This window comes from Calothrix sp. PCC 7507 (genome assembly GCF_000316575.1).
GTDB lineage: Bacteria > Cyanobacteriota > Cyanobacteriia > Cyanobacteriales > Nostocaceae > Fortiea.
In genome coordinates this window covers 165,602-190,059 of record NC_019682.1, presented here as the reverse complement: position 1 = coordinate 190,059, position 24,458 = coordinate 165,602, and the positions used below count along the sequence as shown (strand labels likewise).

Annotated in this window: 25 protein-coding genes; 11 read left to right on the top strand and 14 right to left on the bottom strand. The window is 41.8% G+C overall.

All coding sequences use genetic code 11. The features are described 5' to 3' along the window. The first annotated feature begins 4 nt into the window (after window positions 1–4). Window positions 5–577 carry a PepSY domain-containing protein gene (locus CAL7507_RS00940; RefSeq protein ID WP_015126534.1) on the top strand — a complete coding sequence of 191 codons (573 nt, stop codon included), beginning with the start codon at window positions 5–7 and terminating at the stop codon, window positions 575–577. Between the two features lie 267 nt (window positions 578–844). Further along, a complete protein-coding gene (locus CAL7507_RS00935; RefSeq protein ID WP_015126533.1) occupies window positions 845–3,370 on the top strand; it encodes a TonB-dependent siderophore receptor in 2,526 nt (841 codons plus the stop codon). A 76-nt stretch (window positions 3,371–3,446) separates the two neighbouring features. On the opposite strand, the gene CAL7507_RS00930 is transcribed toward CAL7507_RS00935, so the two are convergent. Continuing rightward, window positions 3,447–3,779 (bottom strand): XisI protein, encoded by a 333-nt coding sequence (locus tag CAL7507_RS00930; protein WP_015126532.1) that lies wholly within the window; start codon window positions 3,777–3,779, stop codon window positions 3,447–3,449. Window positions 3,780–3,920: 141 nt separating this feature from the next. Beyond that, complete coding sequence (gene thyX, locus CAL7507_RS00925) at window positions 3,921–4,643, bottom strand: FAD-dependent thymidylate synthase (protein WP_015126531.1); 723 nt, start codon at window positions 4,641–4,643, stop codon at window positions 3,921–3,923. A 135-nt stretch (window positions 4,644–4,778) separates the two neighbouring features. Between thyX and CAL7507_RS00920 the strand changes: the two genes are divergently transcribed. Then, on the top strand, window positions 4,779–4,994 hold the full coding sequence (locus tag CAL7507_RS00920) for a chlorophyll a/b-binding protein (protein WP_015126530.1): 216 nt from the start codon (window positions 4,779–4,781) through the stop codon (window positions 4,992–4,994). Between the two features lie 147 nt (window positions 4,995–5,141). Here CAL7507_RS00920 and CAL7507_RS00915 read toward each other — a convergent pair whose 3' ends face one another. After that, entirely contained in the window at window positions 5,142–5,654 is a 513-nt protein-coding gene (locus tag CAL7507_RS00915) for a hypothetical protein (RefSeq protein WP_015126529.1), read from the bottom strand. A 611-nt stretch (window positions 5,655–6,265) separates the two neighbouring features. Between CAL7507_RS00915 and CAL7507_RS00910 the strand changes: the two genes are divergently transcribed. Continuing rightward, the gene (locus tag CAL7507_RS00910) at window positions 6,266–6,616 is read left to right on the top strand and encodes a BON domain-containing protein (protein WP_015126528.1); all 351 of its coding nucleotides are present in this window, start codon (window positions 6,266–6,268) and stop codon (window positions 6,614–6,616) included. 268 nt (window positions 6,617–6,884) lie between these two features. Here the strand turns inward: CAL7507_RS00910 and gatC are convergent, their stop codons facing one another. From gatC to CAL7507_RS00895, 3 genes are all read right to left on the bottom strand, one after another. Next, window positions 6,885–7,175, bottom strand: a complete 291-nt coding sequence (gatC, locus tag CAL7507_RS00905; protein ID WP_015126527.1) for an Asp-tRNA(Asn)/Glu-tRNA(Gln) amidotransferase subunit GatC — start codon at window positions 7,173–7,175, stop codon at window positions 6,885–6,887. Window positions 7,176–7,252: 77 nt separating this feature from the next. Next, window positions 7,253–7,774, bottom strand: a complete 522-nt coding sequence (locus CAL7507_RS00900; protein WP_015126526.1) for a photosystem I assembly protein Ycf3 — start codon at window positions 7,772–7,774, stop codon at window positions 7,253–7,255. A gap of 168 nt (window positions 7,775–7,942) precedes the next feature. Beyond that, window positions 7,943–8,629, bottom strand: a complete 687-nt coding sequence (locus CAL7507_RS00895; RefSeq protein ID WP_015126525.1) for an SOS response-associated peptidase — start codon at window positions 8,627–8,629, stop codon at window positions 7,943–7,945. Between the two features lie 204 nt (window positions 8,630–8,833). On the opposite strand from CAL7507_RS00895, the gene CAL7507_RS00890 reads away from it, so the two are divergent. After that, entirely contained in the window at window positions 8,834–9,445 is a 612-nt protein-coding gene (locus tag CAL7507_RS00890) for a glutathione S-transferase family protein (RefSeq protein ID WP_015126524.1), read from the top strand. A 73-nt stretch (window positions 9,446–9,518) separates the two neighbouring features. Here the strand turns inward: CAL7507_RS00890 and CAL7507_RS00885 are convergent, their stop codons facing one another. Beyond that, window positions 9,519–9,746: a DUF167 domain-containing protein gene (locus CAL7507_RS00885; RefSeq protein WP_015126523.1), complete on the bottom strand. Its 228-nt coding sequence runs from the start codon at window positions 9,744–9,746 to the stop codon at window positions 9,519–9,521. Window positions 9,747–10,341: 595 nt separating this feature from the next. Between CAL7507_RS00885 and dnaK the strand changes: the two genes are divergently transcribed. The 6 genes from dnaK to CAL7507_RS00855 all read left to right on the top strand — a co-directional run bounded on the left by dnaK (window position 10,342) and on the right by CAL7507_RS00855 (window position 16,929). After that, complete coding sequence (gene dnaK / locus CAL7507_RS00880; RefSeq protein ID WP_015126522.1) at window positions 10,342–12,246, top strand: molecular chaperone DnaK; 1,905 nt, start codon at window positions 10,342–10,344, stop codon at window positions 12,244–12,246. A gap of 502 nt (window positions 12,247–12,748) precedes the next feature. Continuing rightward, entirely contained in the window at window positions 12,749–13,240 is a 492-nt protein-coding gene (locus tag CAL7507_RS00875; RefSeq protein ID WP_015126521.1) for a hypothetical protein, read from the top strand. Between the two features lie 154 nt (window positions 13,241–13,394). After that, entirely contained in the window at window positions 13,395–13,634 is a 240-nt protein-coding gene (locus CAL7507_RS00870; RefSeq protein ID WP_015126520.1) for a hypothetical protein, read from the top strand. A 256-nt stretch (window positions 13,635–13,890) separates the two neighbouring features. Beyond that, the gene (locus CAL7507_RS00865; protein ID WP_015126519.1) at window positions 13,891–14,199 is read left to right on the top strand and encodes a DUF433 domain-containing protein; all 309 of its coding nucleotides are present in this window, start codon (window positions 13,891–13,893) and stop codon (window positions 14,197–14,199) included. Between the two features lie 562 nt (window positions 14,200–14,761). Then, complete coding sequence (locus CAL7507_RS00860) at window positions 14,762–16,501, top strand: FAD-binding protein (RefSeq protein ID WP_015126517.1); 1,740 nt, start codon at window positions 14,762–14,764, stop codon at window positions 16,499–16,501. 86 nt (window positions 16,502–16,587) lie between these two features. Beyond that, entirely contained in the window at window positions 16,588–16,929 is a 342-nt protein-coding gene (locus CAL7507_RS00855; RefSeq protein ID WP_015126516.1) for a 4Fe-4S binding protein, read from the top strand. 55 nt (window positions 16,930–16,984) lie between these two features. Here CAL7507_RS00855 and CAL7507_RS32125 read toward each other — a convergent pair whose 3' ends face one another. From CAL7507_RS32125 to CAL7507_RS00825, 7 genes are all read right to left on the bottom strand, one after another. After that, a complete protein-coding gene (locus tag CAL7507_RS32125) occupies window positions 16,985–17,125 on the bottom strand; it encodes a hypothetical protein (RefSeq protein ID WP_160166298.1) in 141 nt (46 codons plus the stop codon). A 37-nt stretch (window positions 17,126–17,162) separates the two neighbouring features. After that, entirely contained in the window at window positions 17,163–18,755 is a 1,593-nt protein-coding gene (locus CAL7507_RS00850; protein WP_015126515.1) for a hypothetical protein, read from the bottom strand. Window positions 18,756–18,758: 3 nt separating this feature from the next. After that, on the bottom strand, window positions 18,759–20,369 hold the full coding sequence (locus CAL7507_RS00845; RefSeq protein ID WP_015126514.1) for a hypothetical protein: 1,611 nt from the start codon (window positions 20,367–20,369) through the stop codon (window positions 18,759–18,761). Further along, the gene (locus tag CAL7507_RS00840; protein ID WP_015126513.1) at window positions 20,359–20,784 is read right to left on the bottom strand and encodes a hypothetical protein; all 426 of its coding nucleotides are present in this window, start codon (window positions 20,782–20,784) and stop codon (window positions 20,359–20,361) included. Before CAL7507_RS00840 ends, CAL7507_RS00845 begins: the two co-directional genes overlap by 11 nt. 155 nt (window positions 20,785–20,939) lie before the next feature. Beyond that, on the bottom strand, window positions 20,940–21,779 hold the full coding sequence (cmr4, locus tag CAL7507_RS00835) for a type III-B CRISPR module RAMP protein Cmr4 (protein WP_015126512.1): 840 nt from the start codon (window positions 21,777–21,779) through the stop codon (window positions 20,940–20,942). A gap of 1 nt (window position 21,780) precedes the next feature. Further along, window positions 21,781–22,773, bottom strand: a complete 993-nt coding sequence (locus tag CAL7507_RS00830; protein ID WP_015126511.1) for a hypothetical protein — start codon at window positions 22,771–22,773, stop codon at window positions 21,781–21,783. 123 nt (window positions 22,774–22,896) lie between these two features. Continuing rightward, window positions 22,897–24,456 (bottom strand): type III-B CRISPR-associated protein Cas10/Cmr2, encoded by a 1,560-nt coding sequence (locus tag CAL7507_RS00825; RefSeq protein ID WP_236556844.1) that lies wholly within the window; start codon window positions 24,454–24,456, stop codon window positions 22,897–22,899. Window positions 24,457–24,458: the final 2 nt, after the last annotated feature.

The window sequence follows — 24,458 nt, the reverse complement described above, 5'->3', positions numbered from 1 at the left end:
TATCATGAAATTCAAACAGTTTATATCAAGATGGTCACGAACTATTCATCGATGGGTTGGGCTTTATTTTGCCGTAGTTATTGGCATTTACTTAATTGAAATAATCGCTCTTCCACCTGCTTTTAGTTCTGGTTTACCTATCGTTGATGGCAAACCACCTACGCAAATTACTTCAGAACCTACCACACCATTGCTTTCTCTAGAACAGGCTTCACAGGCTTTTATCTCTTTACATCCAAAAGGAGTGAATACCCTAAAAGATATTGATGAAATTGCCTATGTCCCATCTCTAGGAATGTATCGATTTGAAAATCAAAAAAAATTATTTGAGTGGTATATCGATGCTTATAGCGGCAAGTTGCTGAAGTATGGCTTCAATAGTGTTGATTTTTTAGAGCATCGTGGGTTGCTAGGATGGTTTGCTCCCTGGATTCACAATTTGATTGAAATGTCCTTTTTATTCTTCATGGCAACACTGGCAGTAAGTGGTGTTTATTTGTTTATTTATCCGTTTTTAGCCAAGAAAAATCAAGAAACTGCCTCAAGTGGAATAACGGGAGAAGGCCAACTCAACTGAATCGCTGAGAACAAGCGCGTTAACTCCTAGAAACTGCAGAGATGAAAGTGTCATAAATTGCTAACATTGTGGAATTTGTCAGTCACTGTTATTTGACTACCGCCTCTAGGAACAAAAACTCGGTTTTTGTCCCAAGCGATATCAAATGCAGCAAAAAAAATCCGTCTAGCGATAAAAAAAAATCCGTCTAGCGATAAAAAAGCCTTCCCATCAGACTAGAGATTTGAGTAATCTTTTTGAGAATTCTTATCAACTTTGGTGTGAGCAGTGTTAAATTTGTGGCAGCGTTCGCTATTTCTGACAACTATATTTTTTAGTCTGGGAATACAAGCAGCATGGGGAGAGACTGCTGATGCTGATCGCAGTGTCCAAATTTTGGTACAGTCACCAACACCCGTATTAGAAGGAATTATTCCAATCACGGGAGTGAAGGCAAATCCCACAGAAAAGGGTGTGGAGATAATTCTCCAAACTAGCAAAGGGGAACAATTACAAATCACTAACAGCAGTACTGGTAATAATTTTATTGCTGATATTCCCAACGCTCAGTTGCGTTTGCCCAAAGGTGACAGTTTCACCTTCCTTTCAGAGAAACCACTTGCGGGAATTACTGAGATAACTGTAACTAACTTTGATGCTAAAACAGTTCGAGTCACAGTTGTAGGTGAGAAGAGTTTACCAGTAGTCGAGTTATTTGATGGTGATGAAGGTTTAATTTTTGGTGTCACATCTACTGCAACGGCGACGCAGCCACAACCAGAAAAGCCAGCTAGTGAGACACCAACAGCACAGCAGGATACCCCAATTGAGTTGGTGGTGACGGGGGAACAAGATGGGTATCGCGTACCAAATACTACGACTGGGACAAAAACTGATACACCTTTGCGTGACATTCCTCAATCGATTCAGGTAGTACCACAACAAGTATTACGCGACCAACAAGTTACTCGCATAGAAGATGCACTCAGAAACGTTGCTGGTGTCAATCAGACTTTTAACTTTGGACCATTGTCCTTTTATAGCATTCGCGGATTCGATGTAACAGAAACGAATCTTCTCAGGGATGGACTGATTGACACATTGGCTGGACAAGTGAGTGAACTTTCCAGTATCGAGCGAGTCGAAGTTCTCAAAGGCCCCGCATCAGTATTATTTGGTTTGGGTAATCCAGGGGGAAGCATCAACCTCGTATCTAAACGCCCTTTGCGCGACCCTTTTTATGCTGTTGACGCAACTATTGGCAGCTATAGTTTTTATCGAGGTGCAGTTGATTTGTCGGGGCCGCTAAATGACTCGAAGACAGCCTTATATCGTCTCAATTTAGCCTACAGAAATTCAGGTAGTTTTGTCGATTTCTTTAATGGTGAAAGCTTAAATATATCGCCCGTGGTCAGTATAGCGCTTGGAGAGAAAACTAACCTGACCTTAGAAGCAGAATACATCAGGACAAGGGATACGATCGCATCTGGCATACCTGTGATTGGTAGTGTATTACCTAACCCAAACGGGAAAGTATCCCGCACCCTCAACCTGACTGAACCTTCTGATACTTTTGAGCAGACAATTTTCAGGCTGGGATACCGACTAGACCACAAATTTGACGAAAACTGGTCGATAAACAATGCGTTTACGTTTGCATTTCGTGATCTTTTTCAACGCCGCACCGATTCTAATGGTTTAGAACCAGATAATCGCACTTGGAGGCGATCAGCTTCAGAAGGATCTTCTGAAAATAGAAATTATGCGATGACGACCAATCTGATCGGGAAGTTCTCCACAGGTTCAATTCAGCATCAGCTACTATTTGGATTTGATTTAAATCGCTTTGACAACTTCAATCCAGCAATTAATGAATTCGAGGCAGAATCAATTGATATCTTCAATCCTGTATATGGTCAACCGCGAGGAACAAAAGTCCCTTCTTCTTTTGCGGTTCGACAGCAGACAAACTCATTAGGAATTTATCTGCAAGACCAAGTAGCACTGACAGATAACTTGAAGTTTTTATTGGGTGGGCGGTTTGACTTTATTGATCGAAAATATGAAGATTTAATCAGTAACACAGAGAGCAGTGGGACTGATAGTGCATTCAGTCCTCGCATTGGGATTGTCTATCAACCCATCCCTGCGATCTCTCTCTATACCAGTTACACAAGTTCATTTACTCCACCAGGTGGCTCCTACTTTTTTGGTGTTGACTCTTCCTTCAAGCCAGAACGTGGTAATCAGTATGAGGTTGGGGTAAAGGCAGATTTGAACGATCGCCTTTCCGCAACCCTGTCCTTGTTTGATTTGACCCGTACTAATGTGACGACAGAAGACCCCAATAGACCGAACTTTTCCATCCAAGTTGGTGAGCAGAATAGCCGAGGGGTTGAACTGAATCTGGCGGGTGAAGTTTTACCGGGATGGAATATTTTTGCGGGCTATGCTTATATTGATGCCCGTGTTACTAAAGATAATACATTGACCCCTGGAAGCCGATTGTCGAATAGCGCAAATCACTCTTTTAACTTGTGGACAAGCTACGAAATTCAAAAAGGCGATTTGCAAGGCTTAGGGGCGGGAATTGGCTTGTTTTTTGTGGGCGATCGCGTTGATTTTAACAATACCTATACTGTGCCTAGCTATTTTCGGACTGATGCATCTATTTTCTATAAACGCGATCAATTCAGAGTCGCCCTCAATTTCAAAAATCTATTTGACGTAGATTATTTTGAAAGTTCGCTAGGTAATCGTGTGTACTACGGACAGCCTTTTACAGTACAAGGAACAGTTTCTTGGCAGTTTTGAGCTTAATGATCACAACAGCGATCGCCAACGCCAGTTTACCTCTCCAAAATTGAGGGCGATCGCTCAATCGCACAACTCAATTGATCGCAAACTCTGTAAATTGGCGCATATAAGGAGAGTGAAACGCCAAAACAATATTTTCTTTTGGTACACCCAGTTCAAGGAGTTGTGTCGCCATCCCGACTTCTGTGCCATCATGTTGAATCCAGATTTTACCGTCTTTGATATCGAGATGCAGGCTGCATCCATGTGTCCGACGATTCCCGCGCCACCCGGTATGTAGCAAGAGATAGTGGTCATGCTCTGTATCTAGAACGGCTTGTGTTTCCATTCCCTCTTGGGATAAACCTCTATTTGCCCGTTCTAGAATTAATTGTTGGATAATTTGACGATACTGGTCTACAGCCATACTAATTGAGCTACTCTAACTGCATCATGAAAGCGGTCTTTAGCCATTCACCTGTTTCTGATACTTGATTCGTATCTCAATTTTACCAAGAGCGATCGCTCTCAATCATACCCAAAAATCTTTTTTTCTCCTGCTGATCAATTAAGGGGCCAATCTCGCTCTACCTAAACGCTGCTTCTCATACCATTGGGCGATCGCTGGTGCCCACTCTCCAAAATGAGGCCACATCAATTCACATAACTTTTGAATTTCCAGTTGAGCGTCTTTCTTATTTCTCAAGTCACAAAAATGCAAGAATGACCTGAGATTAAAGCTAACAATAAAATGCTGACGATAATCAAACGGGACTTTACCCCTGGCGTGTTCTTCCGACATTCCCCCTTCAAAATCAGCTTTATATCGTCTAGCTGCTTCTAGACACCATTGCAAATCTGCTGCTCTTTGCTCTGGTGAATAGTAATATTTTTTGCCTTGTCTATCTGTGTAATAGCCAACAGGACGGAGATAGACAACATCTTCTATATCTTTCTTTCCATCTACTACATCAATAAATTGGTTTCCCGTATATCTAAAAGACTGCACATCAAATGATACGCCTACTCGATGCGTACGAGCTTGTTGCATGACGCTGTGGGGAAAGTAACCGCAGTTGAAAACGATCTGGGGATGTTCCAAGGGACCGTAGTGTCCTCGTTCTCCTGCTAGTAGCCGCTTCACAATCACTTCGCCGCATTGTGACTCCGAGGGCCATGAGTCTTTTTCGTCATAAACGAATGCGTCGGTATAGTCTTGGTGCATCGCAGCATAAATTACTTGCTGCGGGTTTGGGGTTTTGGCAATAACCTCTACTCGGAATCGATGCATTGGCTTTCTTCAGGTGGAAACTGGCTATGAAACTCAATCGATCATCATATACCTTTGGCTAGACTCAGATACTTTACAAAAATTAATTTACTTGTTACACTTCTTTACATAAGAGAAAAAAAGCGAGAAAAACCCATGCGTACAAACTCAGCCATTATTGACGATCAAGGTCTATTGAACAACTTTGCGATCGAGCCTAAAGTATATGTAGATGAGCAAGGCGATCGCACTGGTTTTACTCCCTATGCAGAACTCCTCAATGGTCGTTTAGCAATGATTGGGTTTGTTTCGCTCATCGCCTTAGAAGTTGTTACAGGACACGGCGTTATAGGTCTTCTGGCGAGTTTGTAGAAACTGAATTTAAATTTTTAAGATCACAACCTTTAACAAATCTAGAGACGAGATACATGTATCTCGTCTCTAACTTATTGGTATTTTCAAGGAGATTAGGGATTGGGGATTGTTTATTCCTCTTGTCTTCCCCCTCTTCCCAGGTAATTAATGCTTAATTTCTAAATTGAGAATGTAGCGTCCCAGTTGGACTTTTTCTGCCCACAACTCGTATTCCAACCGTAAATGCTCTGGCAGAGGGTGTCCACTGAGCGTCATAGCCGTAGTAAAATTACGTAGGCGAATGGGATCATTTGGTTGCAATGACTCAGTTGGCAACCAATAACGGCTAATACCATAAACACCATGTTCCCAAAAGTGACGGTAACTTACTTGAGCATTACCTTGCATGGTCATGATTACCCGATAAGGGGAAATCTCCAGCCACAAAATCCTGGGACTGCTGGGAGCGTAAGCTTTGTTACTGTTCTGAAGAAGCGTGTCCTCTGGACTCAGAGAACTTGCTATTTCGCAACTAATTAGAGGTGGTGCGGTCAACAGTAAATGGAATCGGTCAGTATCTTTTTGATATAATGTCCCGGCAGTTTCAACAACAGACCAGACTGGTAGGTCGGTGGAAATGAGTGATAAGCACACGGGCTTGCGGTGATGGGTCAGCATGGGAGCGATAAGGGCTAAAAGCTATTGAACGGAATAAAATCAATACCAAAGTATCTAGCAGGTCGGGGTCAGCAATTAAATAGTAAAACATGCTTAGATATTAACTGAATCTGCTTATCTGGTAAGGCAGATAGATAAAAATGAAAACAATTAAGATGCAAGTTTAAAAAGCAAAAACTATACTTTTCTCTGCCAAAGCAACATTTTGCGTGTACTCTCGGCTTACGAAACTAATATAGCCAGAGTATGTAGAAATGCATAAAATGCCTATTTATCAATCTTTCTAGAAGATTAGCATTGCAATAACTGAGCATCAAATTTACCTTTGGTAGATTTGAGTTAAGTCCCCTAGAGCTAAATACTATACGATAGCAGGGAAGAACTTAACAGCAGCACATGAGGTTGCTGACCCACCTCACGTACATTCAAAAGCCAGTGTATCCTAAGTCTAGTCTTCTGTTATGACGGTATAAATACTATTTATGCTGGGTGCGATCGCCCGAAAAAATTTTTTTACCTTGCCGTTGGGATCTAACCCACTATGATCTAAGTCCAAGCCACGGTAGACTACTTGTGTAATTTCAATATTTCCTATTGGAGAACTTACTGTTATGGGTTGGTTACAAAGACTCTTTGGACAGGAAAAGCCAGCGGATGCTGAAGTTAATCCCAGTGCAACCTTAGTTGCTGAACAATCCTCTGACGGTGAAACCATTCCTCCTGAGCGAGTAGGACTAAGTGGAGAATATGATCAAAGTGGTTTAGCAAAAAGAGTTGCTCTTGCTTTTGACGAAGATTCTCGCGTCACTGATATTGATACCGTTTATGTCGCTCAGTTGGGAACTACAGTAGTTTTGAAAGGAAAAGTTCCTAGTCAAGATAGTCTGAATCAATTAGTAGAGATTGCTAACGGGGTTAACGGCGCTACCGAGGTCGCCACTGACCAAGTCACAGTAGGCTAGTACAAAGAAGTCTGAAGTCTGAAGTCTGAAGTATGTAGACGCGGAGCGGCTTGCCGCAGGCTAGGATGAAATGCATAAACCTGTACAGTAAGCATTTGGGCGTTTTGTAATCGGTAGTTTATTTGTGCCTTAGCCTACTAGGACAACGAGGTATGAAGTATTGAGGATAAAGTATAAAAAACCAATTTCTTGGTACACAGATTATTTCGTACCACTTCCATAACCTGATACTTCAGACTTCATACCTCAGACTTCATACTTCAGTAGATTACTCAGCGTTGAGGATTTTGGGCACTTTGAAAAATTCACCTTCCTGCTCAGGCGCACTCTTGAGGATGGCTTCTCTGTCAGAATAAGGTTGTAGCTCATCCTTGCGAGTGATATTGCTGAGATCAATTGCTCGTGTTGTTGGCGCTACGTTACTGACATCTAGTTCACTTAGCTGCTCGATATAATCTAGAATACTTCCTAGCTGGTTAGTAAATTGCTCCTCCTCTTCTGGTGTCAATTCTAAACGAGCGAGAAGCGCTACTTTATGAACTTGCTCACGATCAATCATAGTTTTTGTTAAAGGTCAAGGGTTAAGGGTCATTACTTTTGACTCTGGACTCTGGACTCCGGACTTTTGACTCTGGACTAAAAGAACACGTCAATTTGCACTCGTCCAGTAGTTTTCAGCCAATTTTGGGCTTCAATGTAGTTATTGGGAGCCAGACGAATTGCTCTCACCCAATAATCTGCCGCTTGGTCAAATAGCGCCTCGCCAGCATCGTTATCACCATCTTCCTTAGCCTTTTCGCCCTTGTAGTGATAAATCACAGCTATGTTATTTAGCGCTTGGGGTAGACGTGGGTTTAATTCCAGTGCCTGGTGATAGAGTTCTAGAGCCTTTTCATGGTCGCCATTACTGGCATGGATCAAGCCCATATTGTAAAAGATATAACCGCGATCGTTAGAATCTTCTTCTAGTGTGAGTGCTTCTTCATAATAATCTAAAGCTTCGGCATATTCGCCTTCTGCCTGTGCTGACATGCCATCCCGGTAATAGACAAAAGCTTCTTTGGCTTTTTTATTAGCAGGTAGTATCTTCAGGATGATATCTGCCATCACTGTAAAAGATTTGTCAATAAAGTTGTCGTTTTTCTGTGTTCTTGGCATATTTGCTTCTATTGGTCATTGGTCACTTGTACCGAGCGGAGCCGAGGTATTTGTCATTTGTCAAGAGTTATTTCTCCCTCATCTCCGCCATCTTCCCCATCTTCCCATGCCCCATGCCCTATTCCCTATGCCCCATTCCCAATACACTCAATAGTTAATTTAACTGATTTATGGGGTAATCTTCTCGCCGACTGGGATGATGCATTCTGGGGTATTGTGTTGAGAGTTATTCACTAAGGTGTTAACTGGGTAAGCAGTCATTGCTTGGGCTGGATAAGGAAGCAAGAGCTGCTGTAGAGTTTCAGGTGTTTGCATTTGGGGGTCTAACCATAAATTGTAATCCTTTGGAGCCACAATCACTGGCATTCGGTCATGAATTGGTTGTAATAATTCGTTAGCTGTTGTTGTCAAAATTGTGCAAGAGGTTATTTCTTCTCCTGAAGGAGATTGCCATCTTTCCCATAAACCGGCAAAGCCAAATGGTTGTCCATCTTGAAGACTAAAATAAAACGGCTGCTTCTTGCCTGGTTGCCGTTGCCACTCATAAAAGCCATCAGCTACTACTAAACAGCGACGACGGCGAAAAGCAGCACGAAAAGAGGGTTTTTCGGCAACAGTTTCCGATCTGGCATTAATCAGCTTTGAGGCGATCGCTACATCTTTCGCCCATGAGGGGATCAACCCCCAACGCAATTGCTGAAATTCACGCTTGTTGCTTTCAACGTGATGTAACACTGTTATCACCATTTGCGTAGGTGCAATGTTGTATTGCGGTGTTAAATCAGGTACTGAATCTACATGAAAAGCCTGAGCTATCGACGCTGCTGGCTGTTTTAAAGTAAATCTTCCACACATATTTTTATTTTTGACCAGGGATTAAAATTAAACATTTGAATACCAGAAAAAATCGTCCTTTTATTTTTTATTTTCTCAGATAATTCTTTCTAAGATTAAGATGCTGAATATAAACAAAAAATATCCGGGTTGTGAAAAATCATTTGGTAAGATAATGTATTTTGAACCCCAATTTTTCAACATATTCTTCATCACATTTTTAGCATGGAACCGCTGCAATTGTACGATTTTTTACCTTCAGGGAATGGCTACAAGTTACGACTTTTATTGACACAACTAGGTATGCCTTTTGAGAGAGTAGAGGTTGACATCTTAAAGGGCGAAAATCGCACACAGGATTTTTTGAGTAAAAATCCTCAAGGTAAGATTCCAGTTTTGGAAATTGCACCAGGTAAATACCTAGCAGAATCAAATGCTATATTGATCTATCTGAGTGAAGGGACAGAATTTCTGCCCTATGACCGTTTTTTACGAGCGCAAGTAATGCAATGGTTATTTTTTGAACAATACAGCCATGAACCGTTCATCGCCACATTGAGATTTTGGATCTCTATTTTAGGTAAGGCCGAAGAAAATCATCAAGCCATCAAGCAAAAACAAGCAGAGGGTTATGCGGCATTGAGGTTGATGGAAAATCATTTAACCTCTCGCACCTTTTTTGTGGGAGAGCGTTATACTATCGCTGATATTGCTTTATTTGCTTACACCCATGTGGCTGATGAAGGTGGGTTTGATTTGAAACAATTTCCTGCTATTCAAGCTTGGATAGGGCGAGTTAAAACTCAATCAGGATATATAAGTATTGACCAAGATTAACAAGATTATGCCATCAAGGCAGGGTTAATTAGTTACCAGATTTGTCCTGGTAACTAATCAAAAAATATCAGCACTAGAAATCTAGTTGAATTTCTACTAACTTTCGTCGAGAAGACACACCAGACTTAACTCTGATATTAGATTTTGGTACATTAAATTTCTCAGCTAGTAGTTTAATTAACTCTTCATTAGCTTTACCGTCTACTGGTGGGGATTTTAAGAGTACGTTCAAACTACCATCAGATTGTTCTTCAATCTTTTGCTGTTTTGCATTAGGCTTAACCTTAACTGTTATTTGCATTGCCTATTCAACCAAGTAAATCGATTTTTCCCTACCAAAGCCTGGTGAACTGGGATTGTACTACTAGTGATCTGTCCCAAAAGTTCTGATTGATTAGGTTGTCATCAAAACCCTGTAGAGACGCTGTCTTCGTAGCGGGACGTTAGCGTAGCGGGGCGTTCGCGATAGCGTCTCGTAGAGAAGCCCAGTCAAATTTCGCGTCTCTACAGCCCCACAAAATTAATGAAACAGACTACTAGCTTACTTATATCCTGGTTTTGACGGCAAACACCACTTTGAAGTTACGGTTCACCCCAATGGCTGGAAGTATTAATTCTCATACATTAGACAAAGTATAAGTAAATCAATTGATGAGCCAACTAGAAACATCTTTAAGTTTAACCGTCCCAAGGGAGGTTCGGGAAACCCTCCTTCATGGACTGGCTACAACTGAGCTTCAGTATATATATCAGCATAGTATGGGGTTCTGACCCCAGGAAAACCAAATCAAAGGTATTCATGCTGAACTGGCTGCTTTTTTCAACCAGTTGGTTCAAAATTTAGTCCTTTATACTCTCATTCATTCATTTGTAGTTATACGGAGCCAGCACTTAAAATGGCAAAAGTAGTTGGAATTGACTTAGGTACAACGAACTCTTGCGTAGCAGTCATGGAAGGTGGTAAACCAACGGTTATTGCTAACGCAGAAGGTTTTCGGACAACACCATCAGTAGTTGCGTTTGCGAAAAATGGCGATCGCCTAGTTGGTCAAATCGCTAAACGTCAAGCGGTGATGAACCCCGAAAATACGTTTTACTCAGTCAAACGCTTCATCGGTCGCCGCTACGACGAAGTCACAAAAGAAGCTACCGAAGTTTCTTATAAAGTAGTCAGCAGTAATGGCAACGTTAAACTAGAGTCTACCGGCGGTGGTAAACCCTTCGCTCCCGAAGAAATTTCTGCTCAAGTCCTCCGCAAACTAGTTGAAGACGCCAGCAAATACCTTGGTGAAAACGTCACCCAAGCTGTCATCACCGTTCCCGCTTACTTCAACGACTCCCAGCGGCAAGCCACCAAAGATGCTGGTAAAATTGCGGGGATTGAAGTTCTACGGATTATCAACGAACCAACAGCTGCTTCTCTGGCTTACGGCTTTGACAAGAAGAGCAACGAAACCATTTTGGTGTTTGACTTAGGTGGCGGTACTTTCGACGTATCCATCCTGGAAGTGGGTGATGGCGTATTTGAAGTATTAGCCACATCTGGTGACACCCATCTCGGCGGTGACGACTTCGATAAAAAAATCGTTGACTTTTTGGCTGAACAATTCAAAAAAGACGAAGGAATTGACCTGCGGAAAGACAAACAAGCCTTACAACGTCTAACTGAAGCCGCAGAAAAAGCCAAAATTGAACTTTCTAGCGTCACCCAAGCAGAAATCAACCTCCCATTTATCACTGCTACCCAGGATGGGCCGAAGCACCTGGATACAACCCTCACCCGCGCCAAATTTGAAGAACTTTGCTCCGACTTAATCGATCGTTCCCGCATCCCCGTTGAGAATGCACTACGGGATGCCAAATTAAGCAAAGGTGATATTGATGAAGTTGTATTAGTTGGTGGTTCTACCCGGATTCCCGCAGTCCAACAGCTAGTCAAGACTGTATTGGGTAAAGACCCTAACCAAAGCGTTAACCCCGACGAAGTTGTAGCCGTTGGTGCGGCTATTCAAGCGGGTGTACTTGCTGGTGATGTCACGGGTATCTTGTTGTTAGATGTGTCACCTCTGTCTTTGGGTGTCGAAACCCTAGGCGGCGTCATGACCAAAATTATCCCCCGCAACACCACAATCCCCACTAAGAAATCAGAAGTCTTCTCCACTGCTGTGGACGGACAAACCAACGTGGAGATTCACGTCCTCCAAGGTGAACGGGAATTCTCCAACGATAACAAGAGTTTGGGAACCTTCCGCCTTGATGGTATTCCTCCAGCACCACGCGGTGTCCCGCAAATTGAAGTTACCTTTGACATCGACGCCAACGGTATCCTCAACGTCACCGCTAAAGATAAAGGTACTGGTAAAGAACAATCCATCAGCATTACCGGCGCTTCAACTTTGGATAAATCTGACGTTGACCGGATGGTCAGAGAAGCCGAACAAAACGCCAACGCTGATAAAGAACGGCGGGAAAAAATTGAACGCAAGAACCAAGCTGACTCGTTAGCATATCAAGCCGAAAAACAGCTACAAGAATTGGGTGATAAAGTACCCGAGGCTGACAAAACCAAAGTTGAAGGTTTGGTCAAAGAACTGCGCGATGCAGTGGCGAAGGAAGATGACGAGCAAATCAAGAAGCTCACACCAGAATTGCAACAAGCTCTGTTCGCCGTTGGTAGCAACATCTATCAACAAGCTGGCGGCGCTGCTCCTGGTGCGGCTCCTGGCGATGGTGGTCCCACCCCTCCCTCTTCTGGTAGCGGTGATGATGTGATTGACGCTGATTTCACAGAAAGCAAATAATTCTTTTGCTGTTATTTTGAACGAACTCATGTTACCCATCCAAGCATTAGCCTGGGTGGGGATTTTTTTTAGATTGGCATCTATTAATATAGCGGTTTTCAGAACAGTGAGATACAGTTTTAAATCGCAAAGACCGTAGGGGGCGGAGTCTCCCCGCCCTCGCTCGCTTGTATTGCATCCGACCGAAAACCCGCTATAAGTAATACCGATTTGAAGAAAGAAGATAACAGATACATTCGTAGGGTTTTCCAACCCTTAACGACAATCCATGTGTCGCAATCATTAATTAAATTGCTATAAGAATGTAAATAGAGGAACACATGATTGGTCTATTAAATGAAAGAATTATGTCTTAAGCTTATGTCTAAATATTTAATTTTTTTGCTTGATTTTAGAAACTAAATTAGGAAAAATCAAGATGTAATTAATTTTTATCACGTCTGCTAAAGTGGATTTTATTTGGGAATAAACCTGAATATATAGAGCTAATTGGGGATGAAGTATGGGAGAAGCTAAACGCAGAAAACAGCTTTTGGGTGATGCTTACGGTTCACAAGTTACTCTAGAAAAATGCCCGATTCCTACCAAAATTAGTTTTGGATATGTGAGTGATGAGGCATTAGCTAGCAGTAAAGCTAAACTGCACAAGATGTCAGATGATTTTAAATCAGCTTTTTTCAACGCTTTAATTAAGGCTCAAGACACTCAGGAGCCAAGGATTGTTTTCTCTGAAGCTCTAAAGTTTTCCGGTAGGGTTGGCGTGGAAATCTCATTGAGAGACGACATTGAAACTTTTATCAAATCGCGGTGTAATAATCAACTACTGGCTTTACGCATCATCCAAAGGCTCCTGGGGGTAGATTACATTACTTATCGAGTCATAGCTTTCCTTGATGGCTCGGATATCCCCAAACTCGCTATCAATGTCTATTCTCTTGAGCAAATCGCCACATTGCTTCAGTATCTCAATGAGGACATCTCAACCAAGATGTAATTGAGATATGACTCAAATACAGTCAGGCTTTCCTGCAATGTAACTTTAAATTCATCTGATATCGGCTCAATCCTGCATAAAGCTTTAGAGGTGAACCTATTGAGTAAATGTAAGAGGATTGACTCAGTAAATTACAAAGTTGCAGGAGAAAACAATGTTTAATAAAAGCGTCTCTGAAAACCGTTCTTTCGCAAAACAAGTTCTCGTTGTTTCTTCTTTAATGGGGATGATTTTGACTAGTGTCACAACTCAAGCTAGCGCTGATGTGGTTAAAGGTACACAATGTCACCCCAATTCTCCTGTAGGGTTTTGTTGTCCTAATGATGGCAGACCTAGTGGGCCATATTGCCCTGACCGTCGTAAGATTGCACCTGCTCTTAGGGCGCAAAATTAATAATTTTTTGTCTCGCGCAGAGGCGCCCAGAAGAACGCAAGAGTGTAGTTTAATTTCTTTACAGAGATGGCGTAGGGGTTTATCAGCAGGAAATTATAGGGCGTATACAGGCTATAATTAGCTTCTTAGAACTAGTGGTTTGTCAGGGTTGAAATGAGGGACTGTAGTGTGAGCGTCTCGCTCACGCGGGCAAGATGCCCGCACTACCAAAAACCCCTCAAAACAAAATTGACAGACTACTAGTTGGTCAAATACTATGACCAGTACAGTAATTTATCCTCATATCGAGAAAACTAGCCCTACTGAACCTGCACGCTTGCAACGTCTACCTCGTGTGCGTGTTGCTCAAATTGTCATGGATTATGTAGCCTATGGTTGGTCAGTTGAGGAAATGTGCCGACAGCATCTGCATCTGAGTCTGGCTGAGGCTCATGCAGCAATGGCTTACTATTTTGACCATCAAGAGGAGATTGACGCCGAGATTCGCACGGAATGGAAGCAAGCAGATAATCAGTCCGTGCGCTCGCCGTTTTTTGTGCGGATGCGAACTCAAGGCTTGTTGTAAGTGTCAGTACCACTGTATATGGATGTACATGTACCTCAAGCAATTACAGATCAATTGCGTCGCCGTGGGGTAGATGTGCTAACAGCCCATGAAGATGGCGCGAGGATATATTAGCGCATGTACAAGTTATAGTAGGCTTCTCAAGAGCATTTGGTTAAATGCTATCAGTTATTCAGTTATGATGAGCTTCGCGTTGGGACATTGCGGTCTATTATTCGTCAGTCGGGTTTACCCCGCGCTCTTTTTGAGGTGGGTTAATACCTGCGGTAGTTGCAGGTATTTTGAGAGCGATCGCTTTGTTGCATAGATAATTTTGTCTCACGCAGAGGCGCTCCAGAGGCAAAGAAGAACGCAAGAGCAGCGATCGCCCTCTCCACTATCGTCCAACTTTTTTACTACTGGACATGATATAATTCGCAGTACTTATTGTTCGTAAAGCTAACAATTCGATTATCATATTAACTGTAATTTGCCGTACACATTTGTAGCAAGCTACGCATAGCGTCTCGTCAGAGAAAGAATGCTTGTATTGCAAGGTAGGTGGAAATCCCGCATATTTTAGGTGACTGAGTTTTCTCTGTCGCCTGTTGTCGGTTGCCTACTCCCTTTCATTGCCAAAAAGGAGAAACAGGAATTGCTCACAGTCTATAGCGCAAATGAACTACAGTTGACTGCTGACGTACTGGTAATTGGTGGTGGACCTGCCGCCGCATGGGCAGCATGGGCAGCCGCATCCCAAGGTGTCAAAGTCATCATTGCTGATAAAGGTTTTCTAGGTACGAGCGGTGCTGCTGCGGCTAGTGGTAATGGCATTATGGCTCCTTCTCCAGAGAATTGGGAGAAAGTTTTATCAGAGCGTTATCGCGTAGCAAAAGACTTAGCTAACTTACGTTGGATCGAGCGTGTGATCGAAAAAACTTGGCTCAGTTTGCCCCTGGTAGAAGATTGGGGTTATCGTTTCCCCAAAGAAAATGGGGAATCTGTGCGCCAAAGTTATTATGGCCCTGAATATATGCGGGTTCTCCGTAAAAACCTCTTGCGTGTTGGTGTGCAGATTCTCGACCAAAGTCCGGCTCTAGAGCTTTTATTGGCTGACGACGGCTCAGTAGCTGGAGCCAGAGGTGTGCAACGGCAACATCATCGTACCTACACCGTTCGCGCTGGTGCAGTAGTGCTAGCAAATGGCGGTTGTGCATTCTTGAGTAAAGCCTTAGGTTGCAATACCAATACAGGTGATGGACTGCTGATGGCGGTGGAAGCTGGCGGCGAACTCTCCAGTATGGAAGCTTCTAATCACTATGCCATCTCGACTGCTTTTAATGCCACGGTGACAAGGGGTGTTCCTTTTGGTTGGGCTAGTTTTACCGATGAAGCAGGTAATGATCTTGGTGGTTATGTCAATGGTCGTCGTGATCCTTCGTTCCTTCCCAATGCACTCTTAAAGGGGCCTGTCTATGCTCGTTTGGATCGAGCCACACCTGAAGTCAAGGCGGTGATTGAAAAATCCCATTTCATCTCTTATCTACCTTACAAAAAAGCTGGGATTGATCCCTATACAGAACGAGTGCCTGTAACATTGGTTTTAGAAGGTACGGTACGTGGTACAGGCGGCATCCGGTTGACCGATGATAGTTGCGGTACGAAAGTACCTGGACTCTATGCTGCAGGGGATGCAGCCTCGCGGGAGTTTTTAGCAGGTTTAGCTTCTGGTGGCGGTGGACCCAATGCCGCTTGGGCAATTTCTACAGGTCAATGGGCTGGAGTTGGTGCAGCGACTTTTGCCAAGAGTCTCGGCGCTCATGCAAATGAACGGGTGGCGCGTCCTACTGGTCAAGCCGGAATGCGATCGCCTACGGTGGGCGGAACGCCATCATCTTCTGCATTCGATAGCGAGGCAATCGTCCGTGGTGTTCAAGATGAGATGTTCCCGTTAGAAAAGAATCACTTCCGTTCTGAGTCGGGGCTTTTGGATTCTCTGTCTAAATTAGAGAAACTATGGGAGCAGGTACGGGGGAACCCGAAACAAGATACAGTGCGCGATGTGGAATTTTCTCGTCGAGCAGCATCTCTCACGGCTGTAGCACGATGGGCATATTTTAGCGCTTTACACCGCACGGAAACCCGCAGTGAACACATTCGCGTAGACTATCCCGAAACTGATCCGAATCAGCGTTATTACCAAGCCACAGGTGGTTTAGAAAAGCTTTGGGTGAGGCGTGATTGGATCACAGATGCGATGTCTGGAGACAAGCCTCAAAGTGGCTACGCTACACCATCTGTATCAAATAGCATAGTTGTTTAGGTGAGGATGAGGGGGATAAGGATGTTGAATAATTTCCACTGCTCCCCCATCTCCCTTTGTATCAAAGTTGTTGCAGGAGCAGTATCATGATCGAACTTGTTAGCCACAAACTCTGTATCAATTGCAATCTATGCGTCCAAGTATGTCCTACCAATGTCTTTGACGCAGTGCCAAACCAGCCACCTGCGATCGCTAGGCAGGAAGACTGTCAAACTTGTTTTATGTGTGAGGCTTATTGTCCTGCGGATGCGCTCTATGTTGCGCCGGAATCTCATACCCATGTTGCAGTCAATGAGGATGATTTAATTGAACGTGACATCATGGGTGAATATCGTCGCATCTTGGGTTGGGGATACGGTAGAAAAAACAATAGTGAGTTGGATACTGCTCATAAACTGCGCCAACTACCGCGCCCCTATCAAAGTTAATTAGGGTGTTGGATCGAGGGCGTATTCTCGAAGATAAGTGGCTAAACAGAATTAATTACACACGCGGAGATTTGTAGGGAATGGGAGCAAGCAGATATAAGCGATCGCCATAAGTAACTTGGCGTAAATAATTGTCGCTGGGATAAGGCAATAGGCAATAGGTAGAAGGGTTTGAGCCTTGTTTACTTTTCTTCACACAGTTTGCTTTTATTGTGCCCACTTACTTACCTTGTTCAAACAAGAGAATCTGCTATTTCTTTCAGTTTAATCTCTAATTTATTGTTATTTGCTTCATCTTTCCACAAACCGAATAGTTTTAAAGCCTTCAAGAAAGGTAATTTTACCTCTTGGTGATAAGCCTCATAAACTTCATTAATTGCTTTCTGCTTGATACTGCCTAAAAATCGTTTAATAGAAGTATCTTTATATCCTAATAGATAATCACGTACTTCTTGCTGATTTACACCTAGCAAATTATGTAATAATTGGTTGCGAAGATCATCTTCTGTTTTTCTATATTGACATGACCATTCCAAAAGTCCCCAAGCTTTAAAATCCTGTCTGAGTTCACACAACCATTGCAACTCTGTGCTATTACTCAATTTAAACTTTGTATCTCTTTGATTCTGGTATTTTTCCCAGTATTTAACATCAGAATCGCGGAGGTCAGAATTAGGAAATTTTAATTGTTTTAAAATATCTAGAGGATCTTGCAGGTTTGGTAACTTTTTAATCTCGTTTTGGGACTTAATAAATAAACCGAACTTATCCCAACCTACGATATTTGACAATTGTATGGGATAATCGTTAATCTTTTTGTTTTGGGAAATAATCGCAGCTTTTAAAAAAGTCTCTTGCATAGCATTCAGGATAGCCACTCCCTGAATATAATTTTCTTGTTTAAAAAATATTTCCACTAAATCAAGCGCCGTAACAATTCTACCAACTGCTGATTTAACCTCAAATTCTTGACCTTTCACTAAAGAATTCTTGATATTAAATAAATCAACTATTTGATTTAATTGTTCTATTGTTTGTTCATTAGCTATCCCCGTTAATATTTCCTTAGCTGCAGCAGGTAATCCTTTAATGATTAACTGTTTTGCTTTTTGAATCTGCATTCCCCGCCAATAGTTAGAACTATCGATAGCTTCTGATTTAGATTGCTGCTGATAATCCTCATCAAAATATTCATTGCTGACTAAAAATTGAACATTTTTAAATCTGCCTAAACTGACAAATTGCACAGCAGAAGATATGGCTGGTGTTCCTGCTTGATGGCTGACATATATTTTTAAATGGTTATCATCTTGGAATAATGTTTCTTCTACTAATGCAAGAGTTTCATTCCAATTATCTATACCTCTACCTATATTTTTTGGTGTTAGATATAAAAATTCTGGCTGATAGTCAAACTTAGCTTTAAAATACCACTCTAATAAAGGTTTAAGTGTACAAGTATCTTGCCAATAAGGACATTTTTCATAGATTTTTTGCTCTTCATTAAATATTTGAGATTGGTCTGTGAGCAGAATTATAATTCTTTCCGGCTTAGTGTTGTTCTCTAAATATTGGCAATAAGTATCTAGAAGAGGGAATTTTAAATCATCAGATTTGTAAACATCGGGCTGGTTTGCATATACCAGTCCTAACACCCTTGCAGGTACTGTAAGTCCAGCTTCTTGATTGTAGGGATCTAATGGGAGAGGTGAAGCAAATTCTGTACATTCTAAATCATATCTGATTTCGCCGTACAAATTTCCCCAATTTTTATCATGCTTGAGGATAATATCACTATTACCTGTTGTCACAATCCAAATACTCATAAACTATTCTCCCCAAAGTTTTGTAAAGTCGCTGGTTGCTAAAAAAGTTAAAAATTCCTGTGTTCTCTCATCCCTTTTATCAGGAAAAATCGTGAGTAACTCTACATATTCTCGACCTTTACGCTTGTTTTCTCCTTCTTTATTTTTGATATAGTGTGGGTACATTCGATGCCAAATTCTGCCGATTTGACCCATCTTTCCTGTGAGACTTGAACCTTTTATTGATTTGCTTCCTTGGTAATTACCGTGAAACCATCTCACTGCTAAACTGTCATCTTCATCTTGTGCAATGCGTCCCCAGACTTGGACTTTTTGCGGATGGAATGACTCACGCCAAGAACTTAATGTATTACTTGGAGTTTTACCTTTTAATTTCAGCCAGTTGTTTACAGTTTTCTGAATATCATTCAAGATATTAGTGACATGGTTGATGTTATTGACTGGGAAATAGTATGGATTTGATTGCTGGGTAAATTGCCAATGAGAACCTATCATTGGTTTACCATTTAAATAGTCTGGAAAGAATAGACGATGGTCAATGCGTCGCCATGATTTACCAAAGCCACTAAGCAACATCGCAAATCTGAAAATTTGTGTTGCTAATGTCTTCAATTCTTTTTTGTATTCTTTTGAGACTGTACCCATGCAGAGAATATTGAGAGTTCCTGCATTTAATTCATAAGTAGGCATGGTATTTCTACCATATCTATATTCATCTATTTCTAAATCAATGGCATTAAAAGCAATTCCTAAATGTCCGACGACAGCGCCATTTTTACCGGCAAAGCCTCCCCAAAGTTCTCTGGTTAATTCTTCGGCTGTGTTTTCGTCGGTGACGCCGCTAAATAACCGCAGAGTGTGACCGCGTAAAGCAGCTTTAAAAATATTAGGTCGAAATTCGCCTGTTTTATCGATTAATTGTGAGGCTAAACCTTGTCCGCGCAAATTAACAGTTAATAACTTAGTTTCCGGGTGATTTATCGGTTGACCGTAACCTGCACTAACTCTAGAACCTATGCCTTTTTCTATGGCTTTATCCCAAATAGTCCAGATAATTTCCCATTCACTATCCGTTAATTCTATGGTGCTGGAAATGCCAAATACTAAGGTGGGTTGATAAAGGGATATTTGAATAAAGGCTGAGTGGCTACCGTTATTTTTAATTTGCCAATCTTGTTGCGGATGAACTACATCAATTAATGGTTGTTCTACCCAAGTTGCATCTTTAGGATAACCACCATGAAAACGGAGTATTCCCGGTTGAGTATCGTTACTAGTTAGTTTTCCACCGCAATATCTTTCACGTTGTTCTAGGGTACAGGCGCGGAGAAAAGCGCCTTTCATACTTGCGCCTGGGTAAAAGGGAAATCCTTTAGCGGCGATGACTGGTCGAATGATATCTTCATCTTGTCCGCTGTTAGAAACAAAGCGCCAAGTGATTTTATATTCTTTGGTTTGCACATTGGCGTTAAATTGAGGAACATCGATTGCAGAACCTTCGACCCATTCATCAACCCATCTCTCAGATTTTTCGGGGTTTCTGATATAGTGAATTTGTCCGCGTCCTGAGATTTGCGCTTGAAACATTAAGGGGACTTCGTTACTATTCGTCATCACCGACTCCTGATTTTTTATAGCGTTGAGTCCACCAAACTAAACTGTCACAGAATTGAGTGAGAACAGCTAAACAAATTCTTTGGTCTTCAATGGGAAGTTCCCATAATTTAGCTGCAACTTCTTGAATCTTTGCAGTGTTATTACCGCTAACATCTTCTTGGGGAAGTTTAATTCCTGCTAACAGCATAATTTTCACAAAGCTTTTCCAGGTATCGCGCCAATATTCACCTTTGGCTTTTTCTTCAGCTTTTTCTTTTTCTAATAGTCTTAGCTGTTCTCCCCAAAATCTTTCTAAACCAAAAGCTACGGTTATCCGCATTTTGTGAGATTGACCAATCACACCTTTTTTGTCACGGTGTTTGAGAACTAAGCGTTGTGCTTCTTGGTCTAAGCCGTATGATTTCCAATTCATAAGTTTTTATCTCACGCAAAGGCGCAAAGGCGCAAAGAGGAATTGAAGTAGATTTGTATGTTGGGTTGAGGAACGAAACCCAACATTTTTCTAGTTTTAGGTAAACAAACCCGATTTTTTTATCTCATGCAGAGGCGCAGAGATGAGTTTGAAAGTTATATTTCTCCGTTTAAGGTTAAGCTGCAGTGTCCGAAGCCGATGGATTCTAAGCCACCAAGGTAAATGTCTGTGGTTTGGATGTCGTGGAATGGTTGCCATTTTTTCCCTGATTTATCGTCTTTGATGGCGATGGGAAAAACTAAGATGGTTCCTTCTGGTAAGGCTTCGGTGTTGAAGAAACCGCCGCCATCGACTACTTTTTGGTCTGGTTTTAAGCGGACGCGACTTTGACGATATAATGCCATGTCATGAATCATGGAAATATCACTGTCGTCTACTATGACTGCAGGCTTTTCTTTTCCTGATGGAAACCAAGGTGATAAATCTACGGTTTTGTTGATGGTTAAGAAACCTAGGTTGAAAAATAAGGTTTTTTTACCTTGGGATTCTCGCGCTTTTAAGTTCTTTGAACCTGTGTAGGGGTCGGGTATATCTATTTCTTTGAGAGATTTACCATTAATTTTGACGGTATCGCCAACAATTCTTTGGTAGCGTTGGAGTAGGTGCGGACTAGTTACCCACACTATTGGTTGACCGGGACAAAATACGGGTAGCCAGAGAACGGAAGCGTATTCAAATTTGATGATAGACTCATTATTAAATTCTGATTTTTCTGACCCTGCTTCATTGCCATACCAATAATTTGCAGCATCATCTCCATCTAACAAACGCATTTCTGAACGCAGGCGACCACGAATCGAACTACCAGGAAGGATACCCGTTTGGGTAAATTGGTCACGAAAAATGAGGTTTAAATTACCGCTTTCTTCTCCGGCTGTTGCACCGACGTGCAAAGGTGCTAATGTTTCGATAATGCCATAGGCTTTTTTATACATTTTAGGCGACTCCTTTAATTTCTGTGGGTAAACATAGACCGCATCCTAGACGTTTGAGGCTGTAGCCTTCTTTGGGAAACCATGCTTCTTCCCATTCGCACCAAGGTTTGTTTAAGGGTTCTGCAAGAACATACACACTACCAGCGGGAACGGCGTAACGTCCTCTTCCTAAATTCCCTTTAGCGCGGTAACGATAGGGTATTGGTTTATCTGTTAACATTTCTACGGTTTTGGGAAAGCTTTCGTGTTGGGGATGGCGATAAGAGAAGCGATTGGAACCCCATATACCTGGTGTGATTAAGGCGAATGTGCGTTGAATTGGCTGATTTAATAATTTTAAAAATCTTTTGTTTTTGATTTCCTCACATTCAATTTCGACAATATGATTTTCTCCGCCGAAGCGATACCAGCCGGATTCTATGGGATATGTTGACAGATAAACTAAACAGGTTTCATCTGACATTTGAACCGAGTTTTCTAGAAAGAGTCCGTCAGCATCTTCTACACAGCGTTCTGAATGTTTAATTTTGGGATGGAGAAAGGAAACGTATTCCCAAGGCTTATCAGCAACAGAATTATATTTATTAATCTTGATTGTTTTAGCTGAAGTTCCCCAAGAATCTATTGTTTGCCAACGATAATCTGGTTCTAGTTTTTCACTGTTATTTTCTAACTCCCATTGACCATCTTTTAATTGCCATTCATCTACTGCTTTTTTGGCAATGATTTTATGCCAAGGAATGGGGATATAAAAATTTTGCTTGTCTTTAAGTTTCGCCCAAAAAGGACCAGCTACAAATAGGTTAGCACTCAATTCATTCTGAGGAAAATTTTTGGTATTTTTGTTGACACTAAACATTAAACCTGATAGTGTCGCTGCTTCTGGGGGGAATTTGAAGCCGGAAAGACCGACTAAATTATCTGGGGAAAGGAATGCGCCTGCGCTGCCATACATTAATCCCAAGGGATTGATTGTGATTAGGTATTTGAACATAAATGCTAGCTTACTTTCATTAAGTTAAGATATTCGTAGGTTTGTTTGAAGCAATGTGTTACCCAATAAACTCCGGGAAATGTTGGGTTTCGCAAAGCCTCAACCTAACCTACAGGTTTTTAATTAGGTATTTGAACATAGATGCCACCCTACTTTAATTAAGTTACTTATCCAATTAATTGTGGCTTCACTTCTTTCATAACTATTATCATCATCGCTAAAACCTACAATATGTTTTGCACGTTCATTGTTTTGTAATTCTTTACCTTCCTTGGGGAAGTAAATATCAAAAAATTGAATAGCAAATTTTTCGGTAAAGGTTTTTTTATCTAGATTAAAAGCACGGCGGGATTCTAATTGTGCTAAATCTTGATAAACATGACTCCAGTTTGATTTTTTCTCTCTGTCTTGATATTTGTTTAAGATATCCAAATAATCCCAAGGACAAGTCCACTGCACATATTGACCACTATTAAAGACGATTCTGATGGTGACTCGCCCACGACCTGAGGCTTTGGCTAGCTTTTCGGCTTCACGGCAGTGTTTTAAAATATCCCTTTGGGGGACGCTAGAACCTGCCCAAACAAAGCCGACGCTTAAGCCAATTTTTTGTTGATGCTTTTCCCATTCTTTGGGGAGTTGGCTTAACCATGTAAATGCTTGTTTGGCTGTAATTGGTTCTTGGTCTTTGTCTCGATAAATTGCACCTAAAAAGTCGTCTCCACCTGCATATACTACTCGACCAATTTCTTTGGGGAAGTCTCTGTTAAAGTCTTTTCCCCAGTTACGCATGGCTTGACTAAATTTTTTCAGTTCTTCATCACCATTGGGTAAAGCTGCTAGTTTCTGGAGGTGTTTACCAACTTCATCGCCATCACCCATAAACCAACCTGTCCAACGTCCTTTTCCTTGCTCATTTTTGGCTTCGGGACCGCGATAAATTTCGCTGAAACTTTCTAGTTTAGACATTCCTAAGTCGGTGGCGATTTCGGGGAGGGTTACTAAACGTTTGACTAATTCGGGAATACTCAATTTTTCATGGAGGGCAAAAAATTTACCTTCTGGTTCTGCATCTGGGGGAAGATTTTCTAATACACAGGCGAGGCTTTTAAAGAAGGCTTTGATATCATTTTTTTCTATAGTCCACTGGCGATTTTGCGGATTTCTCGCTTCTCCACCTAATCCCGGAAAGGCAATGGCATCTGTACCTGTTAAGCTAGAACTCTCGCCAATCCAGTTAACTGCTGTCCACCCACGCGAAAGTTTGCGGGTTTCTAAATCATCCATCGCTGCTTGGATGCTGTGGCCACTTCCCCAAAAGAATTCCCAGGCGTGGTTTCCCCAGTTTATCCACTCTCGTTCCCAGTGGTAGGTGTAGTCAGGTAATTTCTTTTCTATCCAGCTGCGACATTCCTGTAATATTTGCTTCCATGCTGACAACACGGTTTGTTTGACCTGTTCTTGAGTAAATTCTCCTTTGATGAGAATACGATTTGGCATTCCTTTGTGGAGGTTAGCGCCTGCTGGGGAAATTACTTCTGTGGTTTTTTCGGCTTCTTTGACTAGCTGCTGGCTGAGATAGGAGAGAATAAGCGATGCACCATACAAGTCTCGGAGTTTACGAGATTTCTCGATAAATCCTTGTACGGGAGCAAAGGTAATGGCAGTATATTTAGTCACCATGA

Excerpts from the sequence above, each read along its gene's own strand:
- CAL7507_RS00910 (WP_015126528.1), top strand. The coding sequence starts at position 6,266 with ATGGGTTGGTTACAAAGACTCTTTGGACAGGAAAAGCCAGCGGATGCT.
- gatC (WP_015126527.1), bottom strand. The coding sequence starts at position 7,175 with ATGATTGATCGTGAGCAAGTTCATAAAGTAGCGCTTCTCGCTCGTTTA.
- CAL7507_RS00890 (WP_015126524.1), top strand. The coding sequence starts at position 8,834 with ATGGAACCGCTGCAATTGTACGATTTTTTACCTTCAGGGAATGGCTAC.
- CAL7507_RS00845 (WP_015126514.1), bottom strand. The coding sequence starts at position 20,369 with ATGACGAATAGTAACGAAGTCCCCTTAATGTTTCAAGCGCAAATCTCA.
- CAL7507_RS00865 (WP_015126519.1), top strand. The coding sequence starts at position 13,891 with ATGACCAGTACAGTAATTTATCCTCATATCGAGAAAACTAGCCCTACT.
- dnaK (WP_015126522.1), top strand. The coding sequence starts at position 10,342 with ATGGCAAAAGTAGTTGGAATTGACTTAGGTACAACGAACTCTTGCGTA.
- CAL7507_RS00885 (WP_015126523.1), bottom strand. The coding sequence starts at position 9,746 with ATGCAAATAACAGTTAAGGTTAAGCCTAATGCAAAACAGCAAAAGATT.
- CAL7507_RS00840 (WP_015126513.1), bottom strand. The coding sequence starts at position 20,784 with ATGAATTGGAAATCATACGGCTTAGACCAAGAAGCACAACGCTTAGTT.
- CAL7507_RS00940 (WP_015126534.1), top strand. The coding sequence starts at position 5 with ATGAAATTCAAACAGTTTATATCAAGATGGTCACGAACTATTCATCGA.
- CAL7507_RS00875 (WP_015126521.1), top strand. The coding sequence starts at position 12,749 with ATGGGAGAAGCTAAACGCAGAAAACAGCTTTTGGGTGATGCTTACGGT.
- CAL7507_RS00855 (WP_015126516.1), top strand. The coding sequence starts at position 16,588 with ATGATCGAACTTGTTAGCCACAAACTCTGTATCAATTGCAATCTATGC.
- CAL7507_RS00915 (WP_015126529.1), bottom strand. The coding sequence starts at position 5,654 with ATGCTGACCCATCACCGCAAGCCCGTGTGCTTATCACTCATTTCCACC.
- CAL7507_RS00900 (WP_015126526.1), bottom strand. The coding sequence starts at position 7,774 with ATGCCAAGAACACAGAAAAACGACAACTTTATTGACAAATCTTTTACA.
- thyX (WP_015126531.1), bottom strand. The coding sequence starts at position 4,643 with ATGCATCGATTCCGAGTAGAGGTTATTGCCAAAACCCCAAACCCGCAG.
- CAL7507_RS00895 (WP_015126525.1), bottom strand. The coding sequence starts at position 8,629 with ATGTGTGGAAGATTTACTTTAAAACAGCCAGCAGCGTCGATAGCTCAG.
- CAL7507_RS00830 (WP_015126511.1), bottom strand. The coding sequence starts at position 22,773 with ATGTTCAAATACCTAATCACAATCAATCCCTTGGGATTAATGTATGGC.
- CAL7507_RS00920 (WP_015126530.1), top strand. The coding sequence starts at position 4,779 with ATGCGTACAAACTCAGCCATTATTGACGATCAAGGTCTATTGAACAAC.
- CAL7507_RS00870 (WP_015126520.1), top strand. The coding sequence starts at position 13,395 with ATGTTTAATAAAAGCGTCTCTGAAAACCGTTCTTTCGCAAAACAAGTT.
- CAL7507_RS00825 (WP_236556844.1), bottom strand. The coding sequence starts at position 24,456 with ATGGTGACTAAATATACTGCCATTACCTTTGCTCCCGTACAAGGATTT.
- cmr4 (WP_015126512.1), bottom strand. The coding sequence starts at position 21,779 with ATGTATAAAAAAGCCTATGGCATTATCGAAACATTAGCACCTTTGCAC.
- CAL7507_RS00850 (WP_015126515.1), bottom strand. The coding sequence starts at position 18,755 with ATGAGTATTTGGATTGTGACAACAGGTAATAGTGATATTATCCTCAAG.
- CAL7507_RS00930 (WP_015126532.1), bottom strand. The coding sequence starts at position 3,779 with ATGGCTGTAGACCAGTATCGTCAAATTATCCAACAATTAATTCTAGAA.